At 44.8% G+C, this 20571-nt stretch carries 17 protein-coding genes; 5 read left to right on the top strand and 12 right to left on the bottom strand.

Annotated features, from left to right (window positions below):
• Positions 1-267 carry a phosphocarrier protein HPr gene (locus tag ACKPCD_RS06915; RefSeq protein ID WP_068559983.1) on the bottom strand — a complete coding sequence of 89 codons (267 nt, stop codon included), beginning with the start codon at positions 265-267 and terminating at the stop codon, positions 1-3.
• Positions 268-662: 395 nt separating this feature from the next.
• Here ACKPCD_RS06915 and ACKPCD_RS06910 point away from each other — a divergent pair, with 395 nt between their 5' ends.
• Positions 663-2864, top strand: a complete 2202-nt coding sequence (locus ACKPCD_RS06910) for an ATP-dependent Clp protease ATP-binding subunit (RefSeq protein WP_321434469.1) — start codon at positions 663-665, stop codon at positions 2862-2864.
• Positions 2865-3024: 160 nt separating this feature from the next.
• Positions 3025-3300 carry a DUF1827 family protein gene (locus tag ACKPCD_RS06905; protein ID WP_068623254.1) on the top strand — a complete coding sequence of 92 codons (276 nt, stop codon included), beginning with the start codon at positions 3025-3027 and terminating at the stop codon, positions 3298-3300.
• 91 nt (positions 3301-3391) lie between these two features.
• Here the strand turns inward: ACKPCD_RS06905 and ACKPCD_RS06900 are convergent, their stop codons facing one another.
• From ACKPCD_RS06900 to ACKPCD_RS06880, 5 genes are all read right to left on the bottom strand, one after another.
• A complete protein-coding gene (locus ACKPCD_RS06900; protein ID WP_086988327.1) occupies positions 3392-4969 on the bottom strand; it encodes a peptide chain release factor 3 in 1578 nt (525 codons plus the stop codon).
• A 393-nt stretch (positions 4970-5362) separates the two neighbouring features.
• Positions 5363-6757 carry a hemolysin family protein gene (locus tag ACKPCD_RS06895; RefSeq protein WP_321434468.1) on the bottom strand — a complete coding sequence of 465 codons (1395 nt, stop codon included), beginning with the start codon at positions 6755-6757 and terminating at the stop codon, positions 5363-5365.
• A gap of 175 nt (positions 6758-6932) precedes the next feature.
• Positions 6933-8291, bottom strand: coding sequence for an FAD-dependent oxidoreductase (locus ACKPCD_RS06890; protein WP_288926791.1), 1359 nt, complete (start codon positions 8289-8291; stop codon positions 6933-6935).
• A gap of 180 nt (positions 8292-8471) precedes the next feature.
• Positions 8472-9575, bottom strand: a complete 1104-nt coding sequence (locus tag ACKPCD_RS06885; RefSeq protein WP_321434467.1) for an AI-2E family transporter — start codon at positions 9573-9575, stop codon at positions 8472-8474.
• 22 nt (positions 9576-9597) lie between these two features.
• Entirely contained in the window at positions 9598-10638 is a 1041-nt protein-coding gene (locus tag ACKPCD_RS06880) for a M42 family metallopeptidase (RefSeq protein ID WP_086988323.1), read from the bottom strand.
• Positions 10639-10791: 153 nt separating this feature from the next.
• Between ACKPCD_RS06880 and ACKPCD_RS06875 the strand changes: the two genes are divergently transcribed.
• Complete coding sequence (locus tag ACKPCD_RS06875; protein ID WP_321434466.1) at positions 10792-11259, top strand: GNAT family N-acetyltransferase; 468 nt, start codon at positions 10792-10794, stop codon at positions 11257-11259.
• A gap of 429 nt (positions 11260-11688) precedes the next feature.
• Here the strand turns inward: ACKPCD_RS06875 and mgtE are convergent, their stop codons facing one another.
• The 5 genes from mgtE to ACKPCD_RS06850 all read right to left on the bottom strand — a co-directional run bounded on the left by mgtE (position 11689) and on the right by ACKPCD_RS06850 (position 16677).
• A complete protein-coding gene (gene mgtE / locus ACKPCD_RS06870) occupies positions 11689-13065 on the bottom strand; it encodes a magnesium transporter (protein WP_321434465.1) in 1377 nt (458 codons plus the stop codon).
• Positions 13040-13969 (bottom strand): RluA family pseudouridine synthase, encoded by a 930-nt coding sequence (locus ACKPCD_RS06865; protein WP_321434464.1) that lies wholly within the window; start codon positions 13967-13969, stop codon positions 13040-13042. The genes mgtE and ACKPCD_RS06865 overlap by 26 nt, the downstream gene beginning before the upstream one ends.
• 256 nt (positions 13970-14225) lie before the next feature.
• Entirely contained in the window at positions 14226-15179 is a 954-nt protein-coding gene (locus tag ACKPCD_RS06860; protein WP_321434463.1) for an NAD(P)-dependent oxidoreductase, read from the bottom strand.
• Between the two features lie 2 nt (positions 15180-15181).
• The gene (locus tag ACKPCD_RS06855) at positions 15182-16012 is read right to left on the bottom strand and encodes an NAD kinase (protein ID WP_086988318.1); all 831 of its coding nucleotides are present in this window, start codon (positions 16010-16012) and stop codon (positions 15182-15184) included.
• A 23-nt stretch (positions 16013-16035) separates the two neighbouring features.
• Positions 16036-16677: a GTP diphosphokinase gene (locus tag ACKPCD_RS06850; protein ID WP_276646060.1), complete on the bottom strand. Its 642-nt coding sequence runs from the start codon at positions 16675-16677 to the stop codon at positions 16036-16038.
• Between the two features lie 292 nt (positions 16678-16969).
• On the opposite strand from ACKPCD_RS06850, the gene ACKPCD_RS06845 reads away from it, so the two are divergent.
• Both ACKPCD_RS06845 and ACKPCD_RS06840 read left to right on the top strand, forming a co-directional pair.
• Positions 16970-17563 (top strand): CYTH domain-containing protein, encoded by a 594-nt coding sequence (locus tag ACKPCD_RS06845; protein ID WP_321434462.1) that lies wholly within the window; start codon positions 16970-16972, stop codon positions 17561-17563.
• Between the two features lie 366 nt (positions 17564-17929).
• Positions 17930-18628 carry a DsbA family protein gene (locus tag ACKPCD_RS06840; protein ID WP_321434461.1) on the top strand — a complete coding sequence of 233 codons (699 nt, stop codon included), beginning with the start codon at positions 17930-17932 and terminating at the stop codon, positions 18626-18628.
• A gap of 77 nt (positions 18629-18705) precedes the next feature.
• Here the strand turns inward: ACKPCD_RS06840 and pepF are convergent, their stop codons facing one another.
• The gene (gene pepF, locus ACKPCD_RS06835; RefSeq protein WP_288925891.1) at positions 18706-20523 is read right to left on the bottom strand and encodes an oligoendopeptidase F; all 1818 of its coding nucleotides are present in this window, start codon (positions 20521-20523) and stop codon (positions 18706-18708) included.
• Between the last annotated feature and the right edge of the window lie 48 nt (positions 20524-20571).

The following is a 20571-nucleotide window of genomic DNA, read 5'->3' as shown; positions in this document are numbered from 1 at the left end:
TTACTCTGCTAGCCCTTCTTTTACCATTGTTTCAGTGATTCCAGCCATAGCGTCTGCTTCGTCCGGACCTTCTGCAGTGATGACAACATCAGCGCCTTGGCCTACGCCTAATGACATTACACCCATGATGGATTTTAAGTTAACAGATTTACCTTTGTATTCTAAATTAATATCAGAATTGAATTTGCTTGCAGTTTGTACCAATAAAGTTGCTGGACGTGCATGAATCCCTGTTTCTGCGATTACGTGATATTCTTTTCTTTCCATAGTCATAAACCCCTTTGAGATGTATTTATTTAAGGTACTTTTGATACGTTCCTATTATAACAGAAAAATGGAAAAACGTATGAAAAATAACCCTTTCATTAAATAAGATTAACATCTTTCGCTTTATACTACAACTGTTTTAAATAGAATCGTTCAAATTTTTGTCATAATTGCTGAAATAACACTTATTTAATACAACCCCCGTTTGGCCGAAAACCGTCCCGGAATGAATATTTTGCTTCATTCCAAGTCAAACCTCTTGAAAGTCAAAATAGGTCAATGTATAATGGATCCATAAGGTCAGAGTTGGTCAGTGAACCTTCTTGTGAGTGTCCCTTAGCCGTTGCTACTATAATATACATGTACCTATGATCCATATAGAAAGGAAGATTGCCATGCTTTGTCAACATTGCGGAAAAAAACAAGCCTCCATTCATCTGTATGCCAGCGTGAATGGACAAAGACGCCAAATCGACTTATGCCAGAACTGCTACCAAGAGTTCAAAAATGCTCAATCGCAACAAAACAATCCGAACCCAAGATCTCAAGGACCTGTAGACCCCTTTTCTTTCGGTAATCTGGATTCGTTCTTCAAACAAATACAACAGAACCAAGAACAGAATTATCAACAGCCCCCTGCCTCGGAAGTTGCCCGCGGCGGTAAAGGTGGCAAAGGCGGCTTACTGGACGAATACGGCATCAACTTGACCCAACTGGCCCGAGATGGCGGTATCGATCCCGTCATCGGAAGAGACAGCGAAATCGCACGCGTCATTGAGATTCTGAATCGCCGAACAAAAAATAATCCGGTGCTCACAGGGGAAGCCGGTGTCGGCAAAACTGCGGTAGTGGAAGGTCTTGCCCAGAAAATCGTGGACGGTGATGTCCCTCAGAAATTGTTGGACAAAGAAGTGATCCGCTTGGATGTTGTCTCACTCGTCCAAGGAACCGGCATCCGCGGTCAATTCGAAGAACGGATGCAGAAACTGATGGATGAAATCCGCGCGAACAAACAGATCATCCTCTTCATCGATGAAATCCATGAAATCGTCGGAGCAGGAAGCGCTGAAGGAAGCATGGATGCAGGCAATATCCTGAAGCCAGCTTTAGCAAGAGGCGAACTGCAATTGGTCGGCGCAACAACACTGAACGAGTACCGCAGAATCGAGAAGGACGCTGCACTGGAACGCCGATTCCAGCCCGTCCGCGTGAATGAACCAACACCCGAACAGACGTTGATTATCCTCCAAGGAATCCGTCCGAAATATGAAGATTATCACCATGTCAAATATTCGGATAAGGCGCTGGAAGCGGCAGTCAAATTGTCGCATCGCTACATCCAGGATCGTTTCCTTCCCGACAAAGCTATCGACCTGCTTGATGAGTCCGGATCCAAAAAGAACTTGACGATCAAGCCCATCGATCCGAAACAGATAGAGGAACGCATCGAAACGGCCGAAAGGGAAAAACAAGCCGCCCTGCATGCGGAAGATTACGAAAAAGCTGCCTATTATCGCGATCAGATCACGAATCTTAATAAAATGAAACAGAATCCGGCCCCAGCCGATGGCGATCCTGTCATAACAGAGCAGGATATCCAAAAGATCATTGAGATCAAGACAAATATCCCGGTCGGTGAGCTACTTGAAAAAGAACAGACGCAATTGAAAAATCTTGATGCCGATCTGAAGAAAAACGTCATCGGTCAAGATGAAGCCATCGACAAAGTATCGAAAGCCATCCGCAGAAACCGAATCGGATTGAGCCGTAAAAACCGACCTATCGGTTCCTTCCTGTTCGTAGGGCCTACCGGTGTCGGTAAGACCGAATTGGCCAAACAGTTGGCAATCGAAATGTTCGGAACCGAAGACGCGATCATCCGCTTCGACATGAGCGAATACATGGAAAAGCATGCCGTCTCCAAATTAATCGGATCGCCTCCGGGTTACATCGGCTATGACGAAGCCGGTCAATTGACCGAGCGCATCCGCCGCAGCCCGTACAGCATTTTACTGTTGGATGAAGTCGAAAAAGCCCATCCGGATGTCATGCATCTCTTCCTGCAGATTCTTGACGACGGTCGCCTGACGGACTCCCAAGGCAGGACTGTGAGCTTCAAAGACACCATCATCATCATGACAAGCAATGCCGGTACGGGCGTCCAGGAAGCCAGTGTAGGTTTTGGCGCAGCCATGAAAGGCAAGACGCATTCCATTCTGAATCGCTTGAGTGATTACTTCAAGCCTGAATTCATCAACCGCTTCGATGCGATTGTCGAGTTCAACCAGCTTTCCAAAGAAAATTTGAGCAGAATCGTCACCCTTATGTTGGATGACGTCAACGAATTGCTGAAGGACAAGGAAATCAGCGTCACCGTCTCTCAGAAAGCAAAAGATCGCCTAATCGATCTGGGATATGACCCAAGTATGGGCGCTCGCCCGCTGCGCCGCGTTATTCAAGATCAGATTGAGGATCAAGTAGCTGAATTCTACTTGGATAATCCGAAAATCAAAGATTTATTTGTCGATGCAGACGAAGAAGGTAATCTGATGGTCGTCAGCAAAGTCGACCAAGCAGAAACAACGACTTCTGAATAATATTCGGTTCCGAAAGGCAAGAGCCCAAAAGTCAGCTCTTGCCTTTCTCATTTTAAAAATCCAAGAAAATTATTCATTTGTTTGTTTACTCTTTAAATAAATTAACAGTTGTTATATAATTATTCTATAAACAGCCAACCTAAGTTAGGGGTGTTCGTCCATGAAATTGATCGATGTTACAAATAGCCACGCTGATCTTGTACGTGAGCAATTGGCCAACACCGATGCTCAATTTGTCAAAGTTTATTCTTTGGGACAAACTACAGTCATCTTTACCGGTGCCGCAACGCATGAGGATGTCATTATCCTCAACAAAAACCGTCGTGTGAAGCAAAGTGAAATCGACTTTGTGCTGACGAAATTGCTGCATCTTACCGTTGATGACGTGGAAGTTATGCCTGGTCATAACTTCGTGGAGCTATCTCATCTCAAATGATTGACATTTTTGGCACTCGAAAAAAACTCTTCTTAACATAAAAACGCACACTGCTTTTCAGCTATGTGCGTTTTTTGTTTCTTTGATCAAATTAAAGTAAAGATGTCAATTTGACTTCTGGATATTTATCCTCGAACCAACGCATAGCAAATTGATTTTCGAAAAGGAACACAGGATCCCCAAAACGGTCGCGGCATAATAAGTTACGGCTGGATGACATATTCGGATCCAAATCTTCCGGATCGATCCATCGCGCAATTTTTGAGCCCATCGGTGTCATTTCTACTTCTGCATTGTATTCGTGCAACAAACGGTACTGGAACACTTCAAACTGCAATTGACCGACCGCACCCAAAATATAATCTTCTGTGTGGTAAGTTTTATACAACTGGATAGCTCCTTCTTGAACCAACTGTTGCACACCTTTATGGAAGGATTTCTGTTTCATGACGTTTTTCGGAGTGACTTTCATGAACAGTTCAGGTGTAAATTGCGGCAACGCTTCAAACTCAAGTGCTTTTTTGCCTTCATGGATCGTATCGCCGATCTGGAAGTTCCCAGTATCGTAAAGTCCGATGATATCACCTGCTACAGCGGTCTGGACTTGCTCACGGGAATCGGCCATGAACTGCGTTGTATGCGCCAATTTGATTTTTTTGCCGGTACGGGTCACAAAAACATCCATCCCGGGTTTGAATTCACCGGAGCAGACACGCACGAAAGCAATCCTATCTCGGTGAGCGGGATTCATATTTGCTTGGATTTTGAAGATGAAGCCGGTGAAGTTTTCGTCAGTAGGTTCAACGATTTCATCCGCCACCGTCAGATGCTCACTTGGACTCGGAGCAAAATCCACAAAGGCATCTAAGAACGTCTGAACGCCAAAGCCCGTTAAAGCGGAACCAAAGAAGACCGGCGTCAGTTTACCGGCTGCAATCGCTTCTTCAGAAAAATCGTTACCAGCCTCTTTCAATAATTGGACATCTTCAACCGCTTGGGTATAGATGGTTGATTGCGTCACTTGATAATCGCCTTCGATTTCGCCGTCTTCATTCAGCGGAAGAAAATCATTGTCTTCATTCTCTTCAGGATGAGTCAATTCTACGCGGTTATTGTAAATATCATACAGACCTAATAAATTTTTACCCATGCCCATCGGCCAGTTCATCGGATACGCATCGATCTCCAACACTTCTTCCAATTCCGCAATCAGATCCATCGGCTCGCGGCCATCACGGTCCAATTTATTGATGAAAGTGAAGATCGGAATCCCTCGCATGCTGCAGACTTTAAATAATTTCTTTGTCTGCGGCTCAATCCCTTTCCCGCTATCGATGACCATCACTGCACTATCCACAGCCATCAGAGTACGGTATGTATCTTCCGAGAAATCTTCATGTCCGGGCGTATCCAAAATATTGATCTGCTTTCCGTCGTAATCAACTTGCATGACCGAACTGGTTACAGAAATACCCCTTTGTTTTTCAATATCCATCCAATCTGATTTGGCGAATTTTCCTGATTTTTTTCCCTTTACCGTCCCGGCTTGACGGATTGCGCCCCCAAACAACAGCAACTGCTCCGTGATGGTCGTTTTACCGGCATCCGGATGGGAAATGATGGCAAATGTTCTTCTTGCTTTAACTTTATCTGCTAATGTATGAGTCATATTTTTCCCCTTTTTTCCAAATATCTCTATCGTGAATGTAAGAAAAGCTGAGCGGGTTCGCTTAGCCCTGAGCATGGAAACACTGCAATCTGATCGTTTTCATTTCCGCAGGGCAAACCCGTGGAGCTAGCCATTTATATTGGAAGCAGGAAACATTTTGAAAAACCATCACACGTCTGCAGCGGCGAACGCTTAGTTTCAAAATATCATCTGCTTTCCTTTACACAAAAAGATAGCATGAGCAATATGCACACGCTAATCCACGACAATACCTTTGTTATTATACAAGAAATCCGAGCATTCCACAAGAATTCCCTTGCGAGAGCATATGGAACCAAAAAAACAGCCCCTCCCGGATCGATGTTCATCGATCCGGGCTAAGCTGCTCACCATTCAGTCTCTTTCTTCTGTTTCTTCCGCTCCATCGGCAGTTTCAGCTGCCTCGTCCTCTTTGAAACGTTCTTTTGCAGGCCGATCATTCTCATTGATATAAGACACGCCAACTTTTAAAAGCCGGCGGTTATCGAACGCCAATGTTTTGATGATCAATCCGTTCTCCTCGATGGATGCTTGCTCATTTTCTTCCGGAAACTCACCCAACTCCGTCAACAGATAACCGGCGATTGTATCGACATCCGCTGACTCAAGTTGCGTACCAAAATAATCATTGAAACGATGCAAAGGCGTAGCCCCATCGGCTTCGTATACATTATCTCCAATCCGTTCGATCAGAACATAACTTTCATCATACTCATCCTCGATATCGCCAACAATTTCCTCAAGAATGTCCTCCAAGGTCACAATCCCGACCATACCGCCATACTCGTCATGAAGCAACGCCAACTGGTTATGGCTTTTCTTCAGGTAGGACATCAACTCATCCGTGAGTATGGTTTCTGGAACAAATAGTGGCTCATTCATGATTTTCCGCAAATCAATCTGTTCGATGGGCGTATTTTTGGATTCCTTCAATAAATTTTTCAAATGCAACACACCAATGATATTATCCTTGTCGTCCTCGTAAATCGGTATGCGTGTATAAGGAGAATCCAGCGCGGATTCTATGTTTTCTTCGACATCATCGTTCACATCCAGCATGAAGGTATCCGTCCGGGGTACCATTACTTCCCTAGCCATCTTATTGTCCATGGAAAGCACACCTTTAAGCATATTGAATTCCATCCGTTCGATGGTCCCTTCATCACTGCTCTTCTCCAACAATTCACGCACTTCTTCACGCGAAAACATGTCGTTTCCGCTTGTGAAAGTGATCGGTGTCATTTTCTCAAGAACACTCGTTGAAAAAGACAAGAACCAAACGAAAGGTCTCATCAGTTTTTGTACGACAGTGATGAAACCCGCACCGGCCCGCGCCACCTCTTCCGGCCGTTGCAGTCCCAGTTGTTTCGGATACAACTCACCGAATACCAAGGAAATGTAGGAGAGCGCTAACGTCACGATCAGGATGGCTGCCTGTTCTGCTCCTGGTATATTACTCAGGTAGGGATCGAGTCTGGCCGCGAATGTATTGGCAGCCGAAGCACTGGAAAGGAAGCCCGCAAAAGTGATGGCAACTTGGATGGTCGCCAAAAAGTCATCGGAATGATCCAAAAGCGCCAAAATTTTGCGTGCTTTTTCATCCCCTTTGATGGCTTGATTTGCCACCCTGTTTTTATTCAATGAAACAAATGCGATTTCAGATGCCGCAAAAAATGCGTTCACCAATGTCAATACCGCAATCAACAACAATTGCCAAAGCAATGTCTGATTACTGGGGTCTGTGGTCATAGAATGTTTCTCCTTCGTTTTTTAGATCTCTTTGAAAGTTGATTGTTATCTTTCATTATCTAATGACCCGGCAAAAAAAACAAGTATTTTATCCGGATATACCCTTTCTCCAACAAAAGAACCCCTCCGATAATCAACAAACGATCACGGAGGGGTTCCAAATTATGGAATCGAATTATTTAGCAGCTAATTCAGCTTCTTGTTCCAAAGCCTTTTGAGCCAACAAGTTCAAGTAGTTCCAAGGACGGTCAAAATGAGGTTGGAAGAAGAAGTCAACAAGTGCCAAATCTTCAATCGTCATTTTGTTTTGGATAGCCAATGATAATGTGTTGGCTGATTGTGTAATGTCATATTTGGACATCAGTTGTGCGCCAACGATGCGGGTTGTGCCTACTTCATAGACAAGTTTCATCAATATTTTTTCGTTTGATGGCATGAATTCAGGACGGTAGAAATCCTCCAGAATTACGGAACGTGTTTCAAGACCGAATGCTTCGGCACTTGCGGAATTCACACCTGTTGAGCCAATGTTGAATCCGTTTAGGTATAAGCCTGAAGTGGACTGGGTTCCACGGTATTTCATTTTAGGTCCGTTGATGTTTTTCCCTACCAACATTCCCATACGTACTGCATTTGTTGCTAACGGAATATAAGCGTGCCCACCATTCGGATTATAGTTTACCGCACAGCTGTCTCCTGCTGCATAAACATCAGGCACGCTTGTTTGCATGTAATCATTCACGATGATTGCGCCATTTCCCATCATTTCCACTTGGCCTTTGACAAGCTCAGTGCTCGGTCTGAATCCGACACAAAGAATGACCAACTCAGCGTCATATTCTCCGCCAGTAGTAACTACGGTAGTGATGTCACCCGCTTCGTTGTCTTTGAAACCTTTAACCATTTCGTTCAATTGAACTTTTACGCCATGTGCGCGCAAGTCATCTTCAAGGATATCCGTGAATTCAGTATCCAAATATTTATTCAGAATGCGATCTAAACCATCAACTAATGTTACTTCTTTTCCATCGTTGGCAAATGCTTCAACCAATTCGATACCGATGTAACCGCCGCCGACAACAACGATTTTCTTTTTATCGTCTTTACGTGCGATAATTTCTTTTGCTTGGTTGTAGTTTTTGCAAAGCAAAACATTTTTGCTCTGGATGCCTTCGATTGGCGGGATGATTGGCCATGAACCAGTAGTCAGAACCAATTTATCATAAGTGTCTTGGATTTCTTCCCCAGTAACTAAATTTTTCACAGAAACAGTTTTTGCCGCTGTATCAATGTTTGTTACATCATGTTGCATGTTTACGTTTGCGCCCAACGAAGCAAGTTCCTCAGGGTTAGAATAGAATAATCCTTGTGGATCTTTCACGACACCGCCGACGTAAAGCGCAATCCCGCATGACAAGAACGAAACGTTATCGTTTCTTTCGTATACCGTTACTTCAGTCCCTGGATTCTCCTTCAAAATTGTCTTCACTGCTGATGTTCCGGCATGTGTACATCCCACTACGATTACTTTCATTGTACTTCCTCCTAAATTTTCCGCATTAATATATTTTGCACAAATCAACCGCAACGATTCTCATAATTCATAATAAAAACTGCACAAATTGATTCGTTATGCTCTTAATACTTTTTATATAATAAAGGATTCCAAAGGTAAAAAGCAATCAATAACCCTTGGAATCCATATTAATTTTCATTATTCTTTATATAACACTTTTTTCTTCCTGTTTTTAACGTATCTGTGGACATATTGAACGATGGTTTTTAAGACTGCATACGTAGGAATCGCCAATATCATTCCCAGAACACCGGAAATCTTGCCGACAGCCAACAACAAAAAGAGAATCGTCAGCGGATGCATATCCAATGTTTTGCCCAAGACGTTTGGTGAAATGATGTTCGATTCCACTTGCTGTACTACTAAGACAACCGCACAGACCAAGAGCGCTTTCGCCGGCGAGACTGTCAATCCAATTATTGCGGCCGGAATTAAGCCGATGTAGGGTCCAAGATAAGGAATAATGTTTGTGACGGCTGCAGTGACTCCAAGCAGGAAGGCGTAAGGCAATCCGATCAGTAGATATCCGATAAAGGTGAATGTCCCTACGAACAAACAAACGAGTGCCTGTCCGCTGATATATTTGGCGATTGTTTTGTTGATTTCCTTCAGGAGCGCCAAAACATCTGCTGAATACTCCTGAGGCAATAACTGAGCGACCGCTTCCGGAAACTTATGTCCATCTTTCAGCATATAGAAAAAAATCAACGGAATGATGACGACAAGCAAGGCAATATTGGCTACGGCCGACAGAACAGAACCGATGCTGCCAGTCAGGCCATTGAGAAAGGCGGTGATACTGCTTTGAATATTTCCGCTCAACTGGGACAATTGGGTCGGAATGTCCAGCCGCGCAACCCATTCCTGTTCAATCACTTGCTTATAGATATTATTCAGGGAACGGATAACACCAGGCAAATTTGTCAGCAACTCTCCGATCTGGTTTACAAGATTCGGAATGAGCGCCAAAAACGAGAAGATGACGATGCCGATCAGAAGCAACATGACTATCAGGATGCCTATCGGACGTTTGATGTTCAGCCTGTGCTCAAGCAGTTCGATGAACGGCGTGAAGATATAATACAGAAATCCTGCCACAAGAACTGGTGTAAAGATCGTAGAGATGAAGGCCCCGATCGGATAAAAAATAAAATCGATTTTGGTGGAAACCCAGACTAAGCACGCCATCACTAAGAGCCAAATACTCCAGTAAAGCAGATTTGTTTTCTTTAACTTTTCCATTGAATATCCCCTTTTTGCGAATCTAGTTTTCGATCATCGGAGCGGACAGATACGCTTCCAACAAGCTCGCGCACGCATCGAGAGACTTCCGATGGGTCCGCTCGTAGGCATGGCTTGCATCGATTCCCGGTCCGATCAAAGCATGGCGAACATCCCAACCCGCTTTCATGGCTGCAGAGGCATCACTACCGTAAAAAGGATAGATATCCAACTTGTAAGGAATGGCCTTTGATTCGCACAATCCGACCAATTGTTGACGAAGTCCGAAGTGATAAGGGCCCGATCCGTCCTTCACGCAGATGGACACGGTATACTCGTCAGTCTGCTGATCATCGCCCATCGCACCCATATCGACAGCCAAATATTCCATCGTGTGCGGTGGCATATTCGAGTTGCCGCCGTAGCCGATTTCCTCGTTGTTCGAAAAGAAGAAACAAGTCGTATACGGTAACATCAGGTTTTCGTCCGCGATACGGTGCAGGAACTGCAGCAAGATAGCCGCACTCGCTTTATCGTCCAGATGTCTTGACTTGATGTAACCGGATGGCGTAATCTCTGTCCGGGGAGCAAAGCTGATGAAATCCCCTACCCCTATGCCAAGCGAAGCGACATCCTTTGCAGAGTGCACTTCCGCGTCCAGACGAATCTCCATATTGTCTTGACTGCGTTCAGCCGTTCGCGCATCTTTGTATACATGGACACTGGTTTGGTGCAACAATATCGTACCCGTCCACTCTTTTCCGGTAGCAGCACTATGGATCGTGCAGTATTCACCATCAATTGAATGGTAAGTGAACCCGCCGATCAGCTCTATTTTTAAGCGACCATCCGGTTTGATTGCGCGCACCATCGCCCCCAGCGTATCGATATGTGCAGTCACAAAACGCCTTTTGTGGTCTTCGTTCCCTTTAACCGTCACCATCAAGCTTCCTTTATGATTCCGTTCAGGCTGATATCCCTTTTTTTTCAGATTTTCATCCAAGAATCCGATGATTTCCGCCGTATATCCTGTTGGCGATGGAATGTTTGTCAATTGTTGGATTGTTTCAATTATGTCAAGCATACTATTCCTCCTCTAGCTGATTATATAAGTATAGCAAAAGAAAGGCTTTAAAAAAGACAAAAGCAATTATTTCAGACAAAAAATGCTGATTCAGGTAAAATAAGAACAGAGGTTCCAACGAACCTAGTAAATTTTGAAAGCGAGGAATACGCGTTGTTGCATTTTGAATGGACACAAAATCTAAAATCCAAAACCTACAAGGATGCCTTGGACATCCGCAAAGAAGTATTCGTGGAGGAGCAGCAGGTACCGGTCTCGATAGAAATTGACGATTTGGAAGATAAAACCCTACACCTCGTTGGCTATGAAAAATCCATTCCGGTTGCTACTGCCCGCATTTATCCGATGGAAAACGGTAAATACAAGGTGCAGCGCGTTGCCATCCGCAAAGTCGTAAGAGAAAAGAAATACGGCAGCACCCTGATGCAGGAAATCGAAAGGCACGTCCGCGAACTCGGTGGCAAGCGCCTGTTCCTCGGCGCTCAGAACCATGCCATCGGCTTTTACGAAAAAGTCGGCTACACCATCTGCGGCGAAGAATACGAAGAAGCCGGAATCCTGCATCATGATATGGATAAAATGATAGAGCGTGATGAATCCCGGGTAGAAATCGAGCACTAAGAGGACTAACACTAAGCGGACGTTTTTTTGTCCGTGTGTGGTAGTCAGCTTAGGCACAGATTTCTGGGATTCAGAACGCGTTTGATAGAGCGTGATGATTCGCGTTTAGGGGATGAGCACTAAGAGGCTATTACGAGAACGGCCGCTTTTTGGCCGTGACGTAATAGCAGCTTAGGCGGAATCCCCTGCGAATCAGAACGCGTTTGCGTAGAGCGTGATGATTCGCGTTTAGACACCCATACGTTGGAGTGACCGGCTACCGTTCACCTCTTTTGTGGACGACAGCCGGTTGCGAAACGGTAGTGGTGTCTGCGAATCAGAACGCGTTTGCGTAGAGCGTGACAATTCGCGTTTAGGGGATGAGCACTAAACCCGTCAAAAATAGGCAATGGACAGAGCGGCTGCTTGTCCATTGCCTATTTTTTGCACCTACATAAGAGTGCTGATAAAATGTTTTGCGATATTAAAATAGATCAAAACGGAGGTCAAATCGCTGAATGTAGAGATGAACGGCCCACTTGCGACGGCAGGATCAAAGCCAATTCGATCCATCAGTACGGGAATCAAACTACCGGCCAGATTCGCAACCGTGATGGCAACCAACATGGAAATGCCGATGATCCCACCCAGGATGAAGTTTTGCTTCCAAACACCGATGACAAGTGCAATCGTGACACCTGTAACCAATCCGGAGATCACCCCAGTCGCCAATTCAGACAAAATAGTACGGAATAAGTTCTTCTCTTCATCATCCTGCATGCCGATCTTCCGGACTGCGACGGCAAGAGATTGCGTTCCCGCGTTACCGGATGTACCGGTAATCAAGGTGACAAATACGGAAAGAATCGACGCATCTGCAATCAACCCTTCATATTGACTGATTAAAGTGGATGTTCCCATACCCAAGAATAATAGCGTAATCAACCAAGGTAGCCGTTTGGATGCCGCCACAAAAGGATTTTCCGATTGCTCCTCAACGTCGACCCCGGCCAAACCGGAGAAGTCGCTGACGGCTTCTTCATCGATGACATCGATGATATCATCAACAGTGATGATCCCCAGCAATACATTGTTTTCGTCGACTACCGGTACAGCCAGAAAGTCATAGTCCCTGATTTTATGAGCAACATCTTCTTGACCTTCGTTTACGTTCACGGAAACAATCCGCTCACTCATGATATCGCCAATCATCATATCTTCATCATTCACGATCAGATCCCTCAAGGAAATGACCCCGACCAGTACATTATCCACATTGACGACGTAAATATAGTAGATCGTTTCCGCATCAGGTGCTTTGCTTTTAAGGATGGCCATCGCTGATCGAACCGTTTGGTTGGCGACGATCGAGACGAATTCCGGCGTCATGATGGCACCGGCAGTCTCATCTTCATAATTCAACAGGGCCCGGATTTCTTTTGCCGCTTCCATAGGCATAAGGCGCAGATACAACCAAATCCGCTCATCCTTCAGTTGCTTCAGCATATCAACGGCATTATCGGCATACATGTTGGCCAACATATCAGCCGCGTATTGATTATTCATTTCCAAAAGATACGCTTCGATCGACTCGACATCTTCTTCGATAATTTCGAACATGTCAGCCATTTCATTTGCGGAAAGATAATTGTACATCGTAATGCGTTCCTCAGGCGCCAAGGCCAGATAGATCTGAGCCTGATCGTAGAGGTGATAGTCCAAAAAATCAGAACGGAATTTTTCCATATCCTCGCCCTGGAGTGATTCGCGGATTTTCGCCAACGCTTCATCCAGTTCAAATTCATATTGCGGTTCCAACACGGACATCACCCTCCTTGTCTCTCTGTCTGCTTTCCCATTTGATAAAATCATCCGGCAACGGCGCTTCTATCTTTAACGGCTCCCCACTGATCGGATGCACAAATGCCAATGACTCACAATGCAGAGCTTGCCGCAACATTTCTGGATCAGCTTTCCCTCCATAAAGGTCATCTCCAAGCAGAGGGGCTCCAATCGAGGTGAAATGCACCCGAATCTGATGGGTCCTTCCCGTATGCAACTTGATTTTCACAGTCTGACCATCCGGATAGGACTTATCCAGCCAATATTCCGTCAGCGCTTGTTTGCCGTCTTCCCTGATCATTCGCGTCATGATCGAATCCTCTGTCCTTCCGATGGGAGCATCGATGAATCCGTGGGGTTGCGTCAGCACCGGTTCGGATAAGATCGCACGATACGTTTTGTCGACTTCCTTATTGCGCAATAGCGTATCCATCAGAGCATGCGCATACCCATGCCTTGCAAAAAGCATCACACCGGTCGTATCCCGATCCAAACGCGTGACAATATGGATGACTTGGTCCACGTAGCCTTGGCGTTGATAGTAGCCTTTGACGCGGTTCGCCATTGAAAGACGCGGGTGCACCTTTGATGGGATGGAGGCAGCACCAAATGGTTTGTTCACAACCAAAAAGTGGTCGTCCTCAAATAAAATGTCCAAAGGCATATCCACTCCGACAGTCGTTTCATGCTCCCCTTCATCCGGAATCCGGATCATCACTTTGTCGCCCTTTTTCAAGGTCGCCAGCACCGTTCTTTCTTTACCGTTCAGCCAGATACTGCCGCCATCAAATTTGATGGTAGCCAGCAGACTTTTTGATATACCCTTGGAACGTAAAAAGGCCTTCATTTGTATCGTCTCTTCTTTTTCATATATCCAGCTAAAAATCACTCCACACTACCCCTACTCTATACCAAATCTCTACATGCGGAACAGCCGCCTTGATTGTTTCTTTGCTGATCCGGATATTGAACAGATCACCAAGCATTACAAGGATCCTGAAATCTTCAGGATTCAGCCCGGTAACATACATTCCTATTCTAACCAAAATGAGCACATTCCACAACTCATGCCCCGCCATCATGTGAAAAAAATCGGCAAAAAAGGCCGCACCTGCCAAATCGCCGGTGCAGCCCTTCTTTATCTGTTAATATTTTTTCCCAAAATCAATCAAGTTGCGGCTTGGTTTGCCGTCTTCTTTGTAACTCTTTGCGTTCTCCAAGACAACTTCAAACAGACTGTCCCGGAAATGTTCAACCACACCCGAAAAGTGCGGCGTAATCAGTACCTTTTCATGCCTCCATAATGGACTTTCTGCCGGCAACGGTTCCTCGTCGAACACATCCAAAGCCGCGTAGGCCACCGTCCCATTGTCCAACGCTTTGATGAGACTATCGCTGTCCACCGTGGCGCCACGTCCTACATTCACGAATAGAACACCCTTTTTCATGCGCGAGAATAGAGCATCATTGAACACGCGATAGGTTTCATCCGTTTGGGGAAGAATATCCACGACAACATCCGCAAAATCGATGACTGTAACGATATCATCCATTTTGACCGTCACATCCATGCCAGGTAAATCCTTACCGCTGCGATTGACAGCGATGACTTTCATACCGAATGCTTTGGCCAGTTCTCCCAGCCGATTCCCGATGTGACCCGCACCTACGATCATCATCGTCTTGCCTTTCAGTTCCTGGAGTTCCATGGTCTGTTCCCATTTGCGTTGCGGCTGATTCAGGATCGCAGCCTTCAATCCGCGCATATGCGAAAGCAATACGCCGATGACGTATTCAGCAATCGGTTCAGCATGGATGCCGCTCGCGTTCGTCAAGTAGATTCCCTTTCTTTCAAAGGTTTCTAAGGGAAGACTGTTCACGCCTGCCGAAATCGCTTGGACCCATCTTAATGAAGGCAATTGCCCTCCATCCAACAGGTTGGTCAATTTGTCGTTCCATCCGACAGTCCACTCGACTGCACTGAACCCTTCTGTTTCCGCATCATCGGTAATCATCTCGTATTCCGGGTAGAGCCCCTTCAGCGCTTCGATGTGCTGTTCCTTCAAACGCGCCTTCAGCAGCCACTTTTTGGTTGACATATTCACCGCTCCTTTGTCCGTTCGTTCCTATCGTTTTTCTTCACGCCGATGAACGCATCCTCCACCCGATCCCAGAAATGCGTATGACGGTAACGCGCAAAATGCACGCGCTCCTGAGCAATCCGGTAAACCAGTCGTTCGATGCTTCGTTTCTTGAATGTCAAATGATCCACAGACAAAATCAAGCGATCTTCCTTGTGGGGATAAATAACAATCCATTCGTCTTTCGCTATGATCATGGGTGAACTCAGCGTCCGATAGATGCGGTTATTCACCGAGGCCATCTCGGTCAGCTGGATAGCTTCCGTGCGAGGATGGATAACGGCTCCACCAAGCGATTTGCTGAACCCGGTCGAACCTGTAGGAGTGGAAACACAAAGACCATCGCCCCGGAATGTCTCGAACAGCTCATCCTTCACGTAGATATCGCAAACCATCGTTCCGTCCATCTTCTTCAAACTTGCTTCGTTCAGAGCGATGTAGCGGGTTTCTTCCTCCTCATCAGCATACTTGACGCGCACATCGAGCAGTGGATAGCTGACGCTTTCTCCTTTGTCATGCTTCAGGCTTTCCACAAGTTCCGGCAGTTCATAAGTACGCCAATCCGTATAGAAGCCCAGATGTCCAGTATGGATTCCCACAAATCGCACATGGTTCAATTGTTCTTCGTATTTATGGAAAGCCGAAAGCAATGTGCCATCGCCCCCGATCGATACTACAAGATCCGGATGGTCCGTGATAATTTCAATTTTTTCAGAGAGGCACATCTCTTTGAACTTGGCCGCAACGGATAACGTCTCTGGCGTCTGGTTATGGACCAGTGCAATTTTCATATCCGATCTCCTCTCGAATAATTTTATCGTCCATCTTCTTTCTTATCGGAAAAATAACGTTGAGCATCCTTGATTTCTTCGCGTATTTCCGACATTTCTTCGTCAAGACGAAAGGCAGCTTCTGCCGCGCGTATCAGACGGTCATGCAATTCTTCCGGATATTCGCCCCGATATTTGTAGTTCAACGAATGTTCGATCGTTGCCCAAAAATTCATGGCTAATGTCCTGATCTGAATTTCGACGAGTATTTTTTTCTCTTCATAAATGCGTTGGACCGGATATTCGATCACCATATGGTACGAGCGATAGCCGCTCTCTTTTTTATGCGTAATGTAATCCCGTTCTATGATGATCTTAAAGTCTTTTCTTGCGCGCAAAAGGCGCACAACTTCGTGTATATCCTCTACAAATTGGCACATGATCCGCAATCCGGCAATATCCTGTACGTCTTGTTCCAGTCTGGTCAAGTCGATATCCCGGACTTCCGCCTTTTCCAATATGCTTTCCTTTGTTTTGACACGTCCCGTAATGAATTCGATGGGGGCGTGCGTATTCTCATCGCGATATTGCTTGCGGATTCCCTTCAGCTTAACTTTTAGTTCCTCTACCGCTTGTTCGTACGGCGCTAAAAATGAATCCCAGTTTTCAACTTCCTTATTTTCCATAGAACGACACCCTATCATATAGTATATGCTACTTTATTTTATCACAATTATTTATGATTCTATACAATTCTTGTCGAAAAGGGACGAATTCATTTTTTATTCAAATATAAACAATACGCACTTTACATCAGTATCGCTAAATGATAACCAATGCAAAACTTATGATACAATATGATTAAGATTTTGCATCATCTACTCGATTATGTGCTGATGAATGGATTTAACGCACATTCGAATTTTGATCAGCTACCGCGATCAAAACGACCCTCTTAACAGAAAGGAAGTACCGACAATGAGCCAAAATATTGAAAAAGAATTCAAAAACCTATTAAATAAAGAAGAATACGAAGCGTTGATCGTTGCCTTCGACCTTGATGAAACTGAACCGACCAAACAAACCAATATCTATTTCGATACACCTGACTTTAAACTGAAGGGTCTGAACAGTGGACTGCGCATCCGGATGTATGAAGATAAAGGTGAAATTACACTGAAGACGCCTATCCAAGAAAATGAAAAATTGGAAACGAATGATGATTTGACTCTCGATGAAGCAAAAACATTGGTCGAAGCTCATCTGATGAAAGCAACAGGGAGTGTAGCCGACAAATTGAAGGGATTAGGTATCGCGCCAGGGGACCTTGTCATAATCGGACAACTCTCGACCATCCGCTATGATTTCCCGGGTGACAAAGGTACCTTCTTCTTGGATAAAAGTTTCTACCAGGATCAGATGGATTACGAATTAGAATTCGAGTCCGAGTCTTTGGAAGAAGGAGCCCTCATATTCCAGAATTTTCTGAAGCTCCATGACATCAAAGTCCGAAAAGCGAAACAAAAAATCGAACGTATGCTGGCCTATCCAAATTCGACGACACATCATTAGTAGTTAATTTCCGCCGATCCATTCTATATAAAAAGATCCATTCTCCGCAGAATCGAACGAAGAATGGATCTTTTTGCTTATTTCATCGCGTAAAACAGACAAAAGCGCAAAATTCTTCTGTCTGAATCGAATTTCAAGCTATACAAGATAAAAAAATCAATCGATTTAGTTGCAAATTAGTTCATTGTCTCGTAAAATACACCTTGACAATGAAACAGCCGATACTGAACAAGAAAAAAGAAGGTCATAAGGAAGAACTATTGCCGGTCTTCAACAGGCAACTCTTCGGGAAGCCTTATTGCTACTTGTTTGGGATTTTTTTTGGTAAACTAAAAGTAAGCAAAACAGGAAAGAGGGAGGATTAAAATGTATAGGTCAAAACAGAATACAGCTGATTCTATCTCTTCTCCTCAACAGATTTTTGAGCTTTATCTATTCGTGAACCCGATAGGCCACAAGTGCTACCTTACCGAACAAGAAGTTCTGAAATTCATGAGTTCATTGGAAGGCCCGAAAGTTCACTTCCGCTTCATCACTTTCCATAATTTCAATACCGTGACGCAGTACATGAAGAGATTAAATTTGCCGGAAAAAGATTTAACCTTACGCAATCAAATATACAGTTCCATCTATGATGCCTCTTTGGCATATAAAGCTGCCTTGATGCAAGGCAAAAAACGCGGCCGCAACTTTTTGCTTCACCTGCAGAAATCACTTGCGGACGGTAAGACCGCCTACTCTAAAGAACTATTAACGGTAGTGGCTATCAAAGCTAACCTGGATGTCGACATGTTTTTTGAGGACAAAGAATCGCCTTTCGTAAAAAGCAGCTATGAAGCAGATCAGCATATCGCCCAAGAGATGAACATCAAAACGAATCCTTCGCTTGTCATCTTTGATAATCTGAATTATCAATACGGCCTCTTGTTGGAAGACAACATCACTGCCGAAGTATTGCATGAAGTAATCAAGGATTGCTCGGTAGCGTGCGACCAGAAGAATGCCAACCTGAAGAAAACAAACATCACGACAATCGGAAAAAACTACCAACGCATCACCCACTGATTAAGAAAAGCTTCGCGACCCTCGGAGGGCCGCGAAGCTTTTTCTAATGAAGACTATTATTAGAAGGACTCATTTGATTAAGCCTGTTGCGCTGCAATCAATTGTTCGAGTTCATTCAGACGTTCCTCGAACACTTTCATAGCATCCTCGATGTAAGCTGACTGAGTCATGTCCACGCCTGCTTTTTTCATAACTTCAATCGGATAGTCGCTGTTTCCTGCTTTCAGATAGGAAAGGTACTTCTCTAACGCGCCCTCTTCACCCTCCACGATGCGTTTAGCCAATGCCGTCGCAGCCGAAAAGCCGGTAGCGTATTGGTAGACGTAATAATTATAGTAGAAATGCGGAATACGGGTCCATTCGATGCCGATTTCAGGATCCTTTTCGACGCTCGGACCATAATACTTGGCATTCAATTCCGCATAATAAGAAGTCATGAAATCTTGCGTCAACGGAACACCTTCCAAGGCTTTCTGATGGATATAGTGCTCAAATTCGGCAAATTGGGTTTGGCGGAATATCGTTCCTTTGAAACCATCCAGGTAATGATTCAAAATATAGATGCGGACTTTAGGATCGGTTTGCGTCTTCAACAAATAATCGGTCAAAATATTTTCATTCGTTGTCGAAGCGATTTCGGCCAGGAAAATCGAATAATCTCCGTACACATAAGGCTGGTTCTTTCTTGTCAGATAGCTGTGCACGCTGTGTCCCAATTCATGGACCAATGTATACAATTGATTCAACGAATCTTGCCAATTCATCAGGATATACGGATTCGTGTCGTAGGCACCGGAAGAATAAGCTCCGCTGCGTTTCCCCTCATTCTCAAGCCAGTCGATCCAACGGTTGTCAAATGCTTCTTGGAGGATAGCCAAATAGTCCTCTCCAAGCGGCTGAAGACCTTTCAAGGTTTCTTCCATCGCCGCCTCGATGCTGTATTTGATTGGGGCTTCCCCTGTCAATGGCGTATACATATCGTACATATGCAACTCCTCGACCCCCAACAAGTCTTTACGCAAGTCCACATAGCGATGCAACAAAGGTAGATGTTCATTCACCACATCCAACAACGTGTCATAAACCGATTCCGGAATGTGATTATTCGCCAGAGCGGCTGCACGGGCGGATTCATATTTATGTACTTTGGCTTTGTAATTGTGCGCCTTCACGTTAGTCGATAAGGTAGTCGCAAACGTATTTTTCAGACCATCATATGTCTTGTATAGTGCTTTGAAGGCTCCTTCACGGACTTCCCGATCCGGGCTTTCCATCAACTTTCCATACAAACCATGAGTCAATTGGACCTCCTGGCCCTCTTCATTTTTCACTTTCGGGAATGTCATGTCAGCATTATTGAGAACGGAAAAAGTCTTGCTTGGCGCAGCAAAAATTTCTCCCGCACCCGCCAATAACTCTTCTTCTCTGGCGGTAAGGACGTGCTCACGAGCAGAGGTAAGGCTATCCAATAAATGCGCGTAAGGTTTCAGCTTATCGTTTTCTGCTAAGTACTTCTCCAGTTCATCCTCCGGAATCTCCATGATTTCTGGCTCGAACCAAGAGGTAGCTTCACTGACGCTCGTCAAAATCGACAAGGCTTTATCGTGCAAATTCTGATACAGACTGTCCGCCGTATCCTGATCATTCTTCAGATGGGAATAGACATAGACCCGTTCCAACTTTTGATTGATTTCGAGGACTTCTTCAATCCCTTTCAATAGAGCTTGACTGCTCGAGCCGATGGTTCCCTGCAAAGCCCGTATGAAAGGAACCGCTCCCGCTAATTCATCCAACTCTTTCTCGAAAGCTGCATCCGTCGGAAAGATCGCTGTCAAATCCCACGTGGAAGCCTCAGGGACTTCCGCTCTCTTTAAATGTTTCTCTGTGTTTGTCATCCACTTTCCCCCTAAAATTATTTCAATAGTATAATTTTAGCATACCTT

The organism is Trichococcus flocculiformis (assembly GCF_963662535.1).
Classification (GTDB): Bacteria; Bacillota; Bacilli; order Lactobacillales; family Aerococcaceae; genus Trichococcus; species Trichococcus flocculiformis.
This window is presented reverse-complemented; position numbering and strand designations above follow the sequence as displayed.

Coding starts and splice junctions, on each gene's coding strand:
- ACKPCD_RS06915 (WP_068559983.1), bottom strand. CDS start 267: ATGGAAAGAAAAGAATATCACGTAATCGCAGAAACAGGGATTCATGCA.
- ACKPCD_RS06910 (WP_321434469.1), top strand. CDS start 663: ATGCTTTGTCAACATTGCGGAAAAAAACAAGCCTCCATTCATCTGTAT.
- ACKPCD_RS06905 (WP_068623254.1), top strand. CDS start 3,025: ATGAAATTGATCGATGTTACAAATAGCCACGCTGATCTTGTACGTGAG.
- ACKPCD_RS06900 (WP_086988327.1), bottom strand. CDS start 4,969: ATGACTCATACATTAGCAGATAAAGTTAAAGCAAGAAGAACATTTGCC.
- ACKPCD_RS06895 (WP_321434468.1), bottom strand. CDS start 6,757: ATGACCACAGACCCCAGTAATCAGACATTGCTTTGGCAATTGTTGTTG.
- ACKPCD_RS06890 (WP_288926791.1), bottom strand. CDS start 8,291: ATGAAAGTAATCGTAGTGGGATGTACACATGCCGGAACATCAGCAGTG.
- ACKPCD_RS06885 (WP_321434467.1), bottom strand. CDS start 9,575: ATGGAAAAGTTAAAGAAAACAAATCTGCTTTACTGGAGTATTTGGCTC.
- ACKPCD_RS06880 (WP_086988323.1), bottom strand. CDS start 10,638: ATGCTTGACATAATTGAAACAATCCAACAATTGACAAACATTCCATCG.
- mgtE (WP_321434465.1), bottom strand. CDS start 13,065: ATGTCCGTGTTGGAACCGCAATATGAATTTGAACTGGATGAAGCGTTG.
- ACKPCD_RS06860 (WP_321434463.1), bottom strand. CDS start 15,179: ATGTCAACCAAAAAGTGGCTGCTGAAGGCGCGTTTGAAGGAACAGCAC.
- ACKPCD_RS06855 (WP_086988318.1), bottom strand. CDS start 16,012: ATGAAAATTGCACTGGTCCATAACCAGACGCCAGAGACGTTATCCGTT.
- ACKPCD_RS06850 (WP_276646060.1), bottom strand. CDS start 16,677: ATGGAAAATAAGGAAGTTGAAAACTGGGATTCATTTTTAGCGCCGTAC.
- ACKPCD_RS06845 (WP_321434462.1), top strand. CDS start 16,970: ATGAGCCAAAATATTGAAAAAGAATTCAAAAACCTATTAAATAAAGAA.
- ACKPCD_RS06840 (WP_321434461.1), top strand. CDS start 17,930: ATGTATAGGTCAAAACAGAATACAGCTGATTCTATCTCTTCTCCTCAA.
- pepF (WP_288925891.1), bottom strand. CDS start 20,523: ATGACAAACACAGAGAAACATTTAAAGAGAGCGGAAGTCCCTGAGGCT.